Source organism: Nostoc foliaceum FACHB-393, from assembly GCF_014698505.1.
Classification (GTDB): domain Bacteria; phylum Cyanobacteriota; class Cyanobacteriia; order Cyanobacteriales; family Nostocaceae; genus Nostoc; species Nostoc foliaceum_A.
Genome location: NZ_JACJTD010000018.1, coordinates 138,420 through 146,380, shown reverse-complemented (window position 1 = coordinate 146,380; position 7,961 = coordinate 138,420). Strand labels below are relative to the sequence as shown.

The 7,961-nt window shown below is 42.2% G+C and carries 8 protein-coding genes; 4 read left to right on the top strand and 4 right to left on the bottom strand.

Annotation, left to right across the window (positions count from 1 at the left end; genetic code table 11):
- Window positions 1–426: 426 nt before the first annotated feature.
- Together H6G92_RS16930 and H6G92_RS16925 are read right to left on the bottom strand one after the other, a co-directional pair.
- Entirely contained in the window at window positions 427–642 is a 216-nt protein-coding gene (locus tag H6G92_RS16930) for a DUF2839 domain-containing protein (RefSeq protein ID WP_190894802.1), read from the bottom strand.
- Between the two features lie 125 nt (window positions 643–767).
- Window positions 768–2,315: a helicase C-terminal domain-containing protein gene (locus H6G92_RS16925; protein ID WP_190894801.1), complete on the bottom strand. Its 1,548-nt coding sequence runs from the start codon at window positions 2,313–2,315 to the stop codon at window positions 768–770.
- A gap of 139 nt (window positions 2,316–2,454) precedes the next feature.
- Here H6G92_RS16925 and H6G92_RS16920 point away from each other — a divergent pair, with 139 nt between their 5' ends.
- The 3 genes from H6G92_RS16920 (at window position 2,455) to nblB (ending at window position 4,882) form a co-directional block, all read left to right on the top strand.
- Window positions 2,455–3,417 carry a M48 family metallopeptidase gene (locus tag H6G92_RS16920; RefSeq protein ID WP_190894800.1) on the top strand — a complete coding sequence of 321 codons (963 nt, stop codon included), beginning with the start codon at window positions 2,455–2,457 and terminating at the stop codon, window positions 3,415–3,417.
- A gap of 243 nt (window positions 3,418–3,660) precedes the next feature.
- Entirely contained in the window at window positions 3,661–4,125 is a 465-nt protein-coding gene (locus tag H6G92_RS16915; protein ID WP_190894799.1) for a CBS domain-containing protein, read from the top strand.
- A gap of 91 nt (window positions 4,126–4,216) precedes the next feature.
- Complete coding sequence (gene nblB, locus H6G92_RS16910) at window positions 4,217–4,882, top strand: phycobilisome degradation protein NblB (RefSeq protein ID WP_190894798.1); 666 nt, start codon at window positions 4,217–4,219, stop codon at window positions 4,880–4,882.
- Window positions 4,883–5,036: 154 nt separating this feature from the next.
- On the opposite strand, the gene H6G92_RS16905 is transcribed toward nblB, so the two are convergent.
- Together H6G92_RS16905 and H6G92_RS16900 are read right to left on the bottom strand one after the other, a co-directional pair.
- Window positions 5,037–5,696: a PEP-CTERM sorting domain-containing protein gene (locus H6G92_RS16905; protein WP_190894797.1), complete on the bottom strand. Its 660-nt coding sequence runs from the start codon at window positions 5,694–5,696 to the stop codon at window positions 5,037–5,039.
- Window positions 5,697–6,126: 430 nt separating this feature from the next.
- Complete coding sequence (locus H6G92_RS16900) at window positions 6,127–6,645, bottom strand: DUF456 domain-containing protein (protein ID WP_190894796.1); 519 nt, start codon at window positions 6,643–6,645, stop codon at window positions 6,127–6,129.
- A gap of 387 nt (window positions 6,646–7,032) precedes the next feature.
- On the opposite strand from H6G92_RS16900, the gene H6G92_RS16895 reads away from it, so the two are divergent.
- Window positions 7,033–7,947, top strand: a complete 915-nt coding sequence (locus H6G92_RS16895) for a M48 family metallopeptidase (RefSeq protein ID WP_190894795.1) — start codon at window positions 7,033–7,035, stop codon at window positions 7,945–7,947.
- Window positions 7,948–7,961 lie beyond the last annotated feature (14 nt).

Below are 7,961 nucleotides of genomic sequence, written 5' to 3'. Positions count from 1 at the left end.
CGCCTCTGGAGACATCGACCTCTGCATTGGTGGGGAAACTCCTCAATGTAAGCCGAGTCGTGGAAAGAGGAAACCCAAAGAGTGATCTTTGGAATCACCGTGGCTAAAGCTACAGTGAGGATGTCAAATACTACAAAGATAGACCCAAGACATTGAGCATAAACTGAGTAAAAGTATTTTGTTTTAGAGGCAAAGCGCGTTCGCTTTTAGCGTCTCGTAAAGAAAAAAGCGAAAAATGCGGTCTTGAGGAAACCCCAAGAGGAGCAATTTTTCAAGACAAATAGGACTTACGCATGAGTACCGGAAAAACACAGAAGTATTCGCAAAGCGTCTTGTAGAGAAGCGGCTGGTCGCAGGCTACCACAGAGACACAGAGAACACGGAGTAATAAGAGATTGAGAGAGTTTTTGCGTAAGTCCTCAAGATTTAGGAGACTATTTGCCACCAACCGAATGCTGGGCCAATAAAACGGATAGTTGCCCATCCGATAACCATAAGGCCAATGCCTATCCAGGCACCACGAGTAGTCCAACTAACAAATAGTTCGGCTTGATTTTTTGTGATGGGAAGCCAAGGCAAGATCCGAGTCTCTTGACCGTATGTTTCCCCTAGTGTGGTTTTACGACGCTTTGCTTCACCCATAATCAGCAACTCAAATTTTACTTAGGTTCTAAATTTATCTTGCCAGGAATAATGGCTACACAAAGGTGATGAATGGCATCACCTTCATAAAATGTAAATTGAGCATGGGGCATTGACAAATTGCTTTAGGCAGAATTTTCTTCATCGGTATTAGAAAACAGACTGGGATCGAGATAGTTAATGCGTGCCAGAGGACTTAAGGCGGCAAGAATTTGAGCGCCGTAGCTGCGGTTAACTACACGACTATCAAGTAAAGCAACAATGCCTTGACTTTCTCGCACTGGAGCGATCGCTCTTTGTAATTCATTCAAGGCAGCCGGCAACAAATATAATCGAAACCAATCTTGATGCGATCGCTTATAACGAGCTACCCTACCAGCTACCAGGGGATTTTCTAAAGATGGTAGCGGCAAAGTAGCGATAATTAACAAATGAGGTGCAGGCAAGACTCGTTGATGTTCTCGCCAAAATTCCCAACCGCTAATCAAAATACCATTTTCATCTAAACAAGTTTTTTCTACTTGCACCCGCGAACCAAACTCTGAGGCTAGAATTGCCGCAACTTGAGACTTAAGTGGCACATCCCCCACCAAGATAACCGTTAATCCCGGTGCTGTAGCACTTAGACAAACCAGTGTGCGGACTTTGTGAATAAATGCCGCTTGAAATTCTGGCGTGTTAGGTAGGGGCAACTTATAAGGTACATACAGTTGAATTGCTTCTGTTTGACTCTCCGAAGAGAACTTCAAGCAAGTTAAATCGTCCAAACCCAGGCGCTGTCGGAAAAGAGGAGCCTCAGTTTCCGGTTCGATAGCGCTACCAATTAAAACTACTGGTTGTCGCTGCCAAATAGGCGAGAGGATTTCCCCTAATTCCATTGGGGCATAGTGTAAAGAAAATAAACCTTGTCGATGGGCAATTGTCGCCCAGAAGAGAGGAGAGGGAGAAAGATTTTCATCAAGGCTATGAAATTGCTGCCAGAAATTTTTCCAATTATCTGGGAGGTTGGCTTGATCTAAAGCCAAATACAGACGACTCAAAATTTCTATTTCTGGCTGGGAAATTAGATAACACTCATAGGGATTAGCTGGATGCTGAAAAAGCTCGTATGCCAGTTGTATCCGTGCTTCGCTAATTGCCTCAGCTTGGTTTGGGCAAGCCAGCATGAGTTGATCCCAATCATGGGGTTGAATATCTTGGGTAAGTTGATGACGCACCCAATCTTCGAGATCATCTACTCCATCAATAATCGTGGGAATGCCTTGGGGAAAGCGATCGCCACCAGCAAATTGTCCTTTTAACCAAGCTTCTGGGGAGGTCAACAGTAGCCCTTGGAACTCAGCACCAGGCCAAGCGTCACCTGTTCTAATCGATTTATTGGCTGGTAGCCACTGCTGTAGACGGGGAATTTCCACCCGCAGCAGAAGTTGCTGCACCGCTTCTTGAGCAACAATAATTACAGGGCCATGCCACATTAGGGCTGATGCTACGAAACTGGTACGATACCGCCCTTGATAGCCACAAACTGCCCCTACTTGAATGAGGGCGCTACGTCCCAGGCGCAAGGCGCGTGCTACCAACCGTGCCATCGTCAAATGATGGGGCCAGGAAGGGAACCCCGCCTGCGATCGCAAAAAGTTATGTAGTGAAAAATGAACTTCTGCCTCAATCACACGCTTTTAATTCCATACAAAGTGACTTTTACTTCCAATTGCCCCATTTCTATTATGTTGTTCTTTGTCATTGGTCATTTGTCCTTTGTTTTTGATCAATGACCAATGACTCATGACTAATCACCCAATACCCTGAATTATGCCAACTTACACAGGAATTTCCAGCGAAGCCTTCAGGCATCCACTAGATCGCCAAGCCGAGCAAGCTTTACGAAATTTACCAGGATTTGATTTAATCGCTCGTAAATTTGTGGAATTTATCTACGAACGCCCTCAGTTAGTCTATCTAATGGGTAACACCATCCAAGTCGGGCCGCGTCAATATTCCACTATTTACCAGATGTTTCGGGAATGCGTCCGAGATTTGGACATTTACCCAGAACCGACACTGTTTGTCTCGCAAAATCCCCAAGCAAATAGCTATGCGCTGGGGCAAGAGAATCCTTACATAGTCATAAATACAGGGATACTAGACTTACTAGACGAAGCCGAGATTCGGGTGGTGCTAGCCCATGAACTGGGGCATATTAAATGTGGTCATACTATTTTAATTCAAATGGCGATGTGGGCGATGAGTGCTGCTTCCGCCTTGGGAGAATTGACCTTCGGTCTCGGTAATATTGTCACACAAGGTTTGATTTATGCCTTTTTTGAGTGGCGGCGTAAAGCCGAGTTATCGTCAGATCGTGCCGCATTACTAGTGATGGATGACTTGAATCCTGTGATGTCAACGATGATGAAACTTTCTGGCGGTAGTAACAAATATGCCAACGAATGTAGTTTACAAGAGTTTATCAAGCAGTCAGAAAATTATCAGGCGCTGGATGAAGATGGACTAAATCAGATATATAAATTTTTGATCTACAATGGCGCTCAGGGTACGATGTTGAGCCATCCCTTCCCAGTGGAACGCTTGCATTACTTACGGGCGTGGGCAGTATCAGAAGAATACCAGCAAATTCGCCGAGGAAATTATCAGCGATCGCCTGCTTCCGGATCAGTCAATGTTGCAGCAGAATCTTCTACAAATGAAACAGAAACTTTGCGCCGTCAAATTGAAGAATTACAACGCGAAATCGACAGAATGAAAAGGTCTGAGTGAATTCTTTTAGGGTTGTGTTAGACAAGCCTTTTTGAGGGGAGCCACTTGCTGATAAGGGAAATCCTTATCAGCAAGTGGGTTGCTGGGATCTTTTGGGGTAAAATATCACTAACCCAAGCATATTGTGGCAAAGACTATTTTTAGCCGTAGTTTACAAGTAACAATCTATTAATTGCATCAGGTTGAGTCCCGCAATTTTCTACAATAAGCGCAGGGACTTTGATTAAAGGTGTCAGTAAATAAATGCCTAAAACCGTTGCCGATGTGATGAGCCGCGATCCAATTGTCGTCCGGGCAGAAACTCCACTGAAGGAAGCTATCCAAATTCTCGCAGAACGCCACATCAGCGGATTACCTGTTGTGGATAATGTCGGTAAATTGGTGGGCATTATCTCCGAAACCGATTTGATGTGGCAAGAAACTGGTGTGACTCCACCTGCATACATTATGTTTCTTGATAGCGTTATCTATTTAAAAAATCCTGCTACATATGAACGTGACTTGCACAAGGCACTAGGGCAAACCGTTGGGGAGGTGATGAGTAAAAACCCGATCACTATTTCCCCTGATAAAACTTTAAGGGAAGCCGCTACAATCATGCACGATCGCAAGGTTCACCGCTTGCCAGTACTTGAGGGCACGGGTCAAGTAATTGGTATCCTCACTCGTGGTGATATTATTCGGGCAATGGCAGCAAGTCAAGATTAGTCATAGTCATTAGTCATTAGTCAAGAGTTTTTTGACCCTTGAGTGTTGACTCATGCTGTTTTTTACACATTTGAAAATCAAGGATAACTAAATGAGTATTACTCCGGAGTCTGTTAAGCAATTGCTTAGTTCTGAGGATTTAGGCGATCGCTTACGTGCAGTAAATCAAATCCGGGAACTGGAACCTGCGATTGCCTTTGAATTGATTCAAACTGCTATTAGTGATCCCAATTCCCGTGTCCGTTACTCAGCAGTGAGTCAAATGGACACATTGGGAGCACAAAATTTACAGTTATCCTTGGATATCTTGCGCGATCGCTTACTTCATGACTCCGAAGTAGATGTACAAGCAGCAGCAGCAGACTGTTTGGGTGCGCTTAAGTTACATGAAGCTTTTGAAGATTTGCAGCAGCTTTATCATACAACTGGTGAATGGCTAATACAATTCAGTATTATTGCTACATTAGGAGAGTTAGGCGATCCACGAGCCTTTGAACTACTCAAAGAGGCACTCTCATCAGAAAACGAATTAGTCCAAACTGCTGCTATTAGTTCTTTGGGTGACTTGGGAGATTTACAAGCAGTTCCCCTGTTGGCTCCCTATGCTAACAATCCAGATTGGCAAATTCGTTACAGACTTGTACAAGCCTTGGCTCGTTTGGGTAGTGCAGAAGCCAAATCTATATTAGAAACTCTAGCTGATGATGAAATGGAAGCGATCGCAACTGAAGCTAAAAATTCTTTGCAGTCAGTTTAAGGCTATCTTAGGTTAAGAAAAGTCATTCTTAAATAGATTTGTCTGATGATAAAAAAATTCGACCTAGTTGGAAAAATTTTGCATTCCAGCCAAATCGAATAGATAAATTAGAGTTACTTTTAGAAACTAAAAGTAACTTTTTTCTATTGAGGGTCTATTGAACGAAACTTTTGCGTCGGCGAGACATAACCATTACTGTACCTACTGCGCCCAAGCCTAGTAATGCAGCTGGTTCAGGAACTGTACTTACCGCAAATCCTGTAAAACTTCCATAAACTGTTTGACCTCCCTCATAAGCTACTTTTGCATTAGTGTAACTTCCATCTAGAGGATTGTCTTTAATAGCAAAAGTGATATATCCTTCTGCTTTACTTCCATCCTCAAAGAGTCCTTTGAAACCTAAGTTTATATCTATTCCTCCAGGTTGGAGTTTGACATCTGCTGGAGCGATACTGGTCAAACTAAGCAGTTTTGTTCCGTCCAAAAGACCAACATCAATAAACGCAGAAGGTGAAGTAAATGGATCTATTTGGAAGCTTTTGATAAAACCTTTAGAATTAAGAATATTTGCAAAATCTCCTGTCCGCTGTGTAAGTGCAATTGATCCGTTATTGGGAATGAAGTTTACAAAATTTTTGCTAAGAGCGACTTCAGTTAGCTCACCAGAAGAGTTGGCATCATAAGGTTGGTAGTTAAATGAACCAATATATGCTTGTGCAGAACCAGCAAAGCTAAACATCCCAGCAGTAGCTAAGGGGAGTGCAGCAGCAACAGCTAAAGTTGCATTTAGTAATGTAGATTTAAAACCAATCATTGTTGTTTGAAGCTCCTAGTAATAACCTTAAATCAAAGCAATTGCTTTACTTTTAATCTCAGTAATTTATGGAAAATACTGTCAGTGAAAGCGAAACTTGCGTGATGTATTTCTTATCTCCATAAAATCACATATATCCGAGTCCTGCAAGATTTACTTAGTTGGCTTCATCACATCTTTAACTAGTTTGTCATCTTCATAAAATTTTAATTACTTGTATAACTAGTCTTCGTATCTTTTTCATTCTATAGGGTTGAACAAAGGCTGGGGGTGAGGGCAAAACCTTGAAAAAAAGCAGATTTTCCCTCAAGTTGAAACCAATGTACAAATCACACTCCTACCTATGTAGAGGAATCAGATTTTATTTTGGTAATGAATTACGTACACTTAAAGTAAGAGGTGATTAATCTTTCTCTATTACCTGAAAATGCTAAGAGCCAAAGACCTGTGGCCAAGTTGTCACAACAAAAACTACAACGGCTGCGATCGCTAACAACCCTTGAATCAAATTTCCAACCAAAGACCCGACTACAATTCCTATGCCCGCCTTAACCGCCAAGCGGAATTCACGTCGGTAAAGATACTCACCAATAATTGCTCCCAAAAGTGGCCCTAGTAAAATACCTAACAATGGCCCCCCAAAAGGTAACGTTGGCAATAATCCCAAAAAACCCACTACCAAACCAACAATTGCGCCAATTTGCCCCCACTTGCTAGCTCCAGCTTGTTTTGCTCCTACATAGCTAGCTAAAAAATCCACTCCGACACTGAGCACTAAAACTATAATTGTCACAATTAATGGAATCTTGATAGCTGCAAAAGAACTACTAACGATTCCCCAGACGATAATTGCAATTAAAATTAAGCTGCTACCAGGAATGGCAGGAACTACAGCACCAATGATACCCACAAACATTACAGCAAGTAATAGCCAATAAATAATTTGCATAGATAGAATTGTAAATTTCTAAATTTATGAGTCAGTTAGTCATTACTAGAGGCGCACAGCTAGTTGTGCGCCCCCATTGCATATTGTATCTGGGTGAGATACTGAAAAATGCTGAGATTTCAACCTGAACCAAATATAATTTTCTAGTTCAATCTGCTAAAATCTCTCTCTAGTTCGCTCTTGGCTGCGTCTTAGGAAATGTCGGTTTGGGGACTAATTAAGTTGCTGGACAGATGCGATTTACACTGTTCAAAAAACTGAACAGCAAGCACCTTACCTGCGGTTTGTTTATTACCCAAAGCTCTAACCACAGGCGTAGTGAAAGCACAAGCCGTTCGTACTAAGTAACTGAACTTCCCAAACATTCCAAGGCAAAGTTTAAAACCAATGACAAGAAAAATTTTAACTGGACTGAGTTCAGCAACCTACGAACACCCTTTTGATCGCAAAGCCTTGGCTTCTTTGCAAAATATGCCCGGTGTCTCCTTGCTACTAAAAAAAATTAATGAATACGGCATTGATCGCTTACTCAGACTGCAAAGCCTTGGTAGTGAAATCAGAATTTCATCCCGTAATTTTCCCCAACTACATGAGACATTTGTAGAAACCTGCCAAATTCTTGATGTTACTCCACTTCCTGAACTGTATCTATTTCAAGGTACAGGTCACATTGAAACTTACATTGTTGGGGTAGAAAAACCCCTTGTCGGTATAAATTTAGATGGAATGGAGTGGCTTGACGCAGATGAGTTACTTTACGTTTTCGGACACGAAATCGCTCGTATCAAGAGTCAGCATATGGTTTATCACCAAATGGCAATTGTTATGCCAACTTTGAAAAATTTGTTGAGCAGTACCACATTGGGTGTCGGTGGCTTGGTAGCTAGCGGAATGGAACTGGGTTTGTATAATTGGCGGATGATGGCGAGATTCACTGCTGATCGGGCTGCAATGCTTGCTTGCCAGGATATTGACGTAGCAACCACTACACTGATGAAACTTGCAGGTTTACCAGATGAGTACTTGACTCCTGCTGTAATCGAAGATTTTCTTGTCCAAGCCCGTGAGTTTGCATCTAATAGCTTTGATACTGTTGATAAGGTCACTAAAGTATTAAGCTATACAGAACCTGGGCTTCCCTGGGTAGTTATGCGGGCTGGCGAGTTATTGAAATGGGTTGATTCAGGAGAATATGAGAATGTAATTCAACAGAAAAATTTAAAGACACCGGAAGAAGCGGAAGCAAAAGAAGTAAATGCACCAGAAGAGAAGGAAGGGTGGAATTTTTTGACTTCTTGGTGACTTAATAATTCGTA

Excerpts from the sequence above, each read along its gene's own strand:
- H6G92_RS16930 (WP_190894802.1), bottom strand. The coding sequence starts at position 642 with ATGGGTGAAGCAAAGCGTCGTAAAACCACACTAGGGGAAACATACGGT.
- H6G92_RS16920 (WP_190894800.1), top strand. The coding sequence starts at position 2,455 with ATGCCAACTTACACAGGAATTTCCAGCGAAGCCTTCAGGCATCCACTA.
- H6G92_RS16915 (WP_190894799.1), top strand. The coding sequence starts at position 3,661 with ATGCCTAAAACCGTTGCCGATGTGATGAGCCGCGATCCAATTGTCGTC.
- nblB (WP_190894798.1), top strand. The coding sequence starts at position 4,217 with ATGAGTATTACTCCGGAGTCTGTTAAGCAATTGCTTAGTTCTGAGGAT.
- H6G92_RS16905 (WP_190894797.1), bottom strand. The coding sequence starts at position 5,696 with ATGATTGGTTTTAAATCTACATTACTAAATGCAACTTTAGCTGTTGCT.
- H6G92_RS16900 (WP_190894796.1), bottom strand. The coding sequence starts at position 6,645 with ATGCAAATTATTTATTGGCTATTACTTGCTGTAATGTTTGTGGGTATC.
- H6G92_RS16895 (WP_190894795.1), top strand. The coding sequence starts at position 7,033 with ATGACAAGAAAAATTTTAACTGGACTGAGTTCAGCAACCTACGAACAC.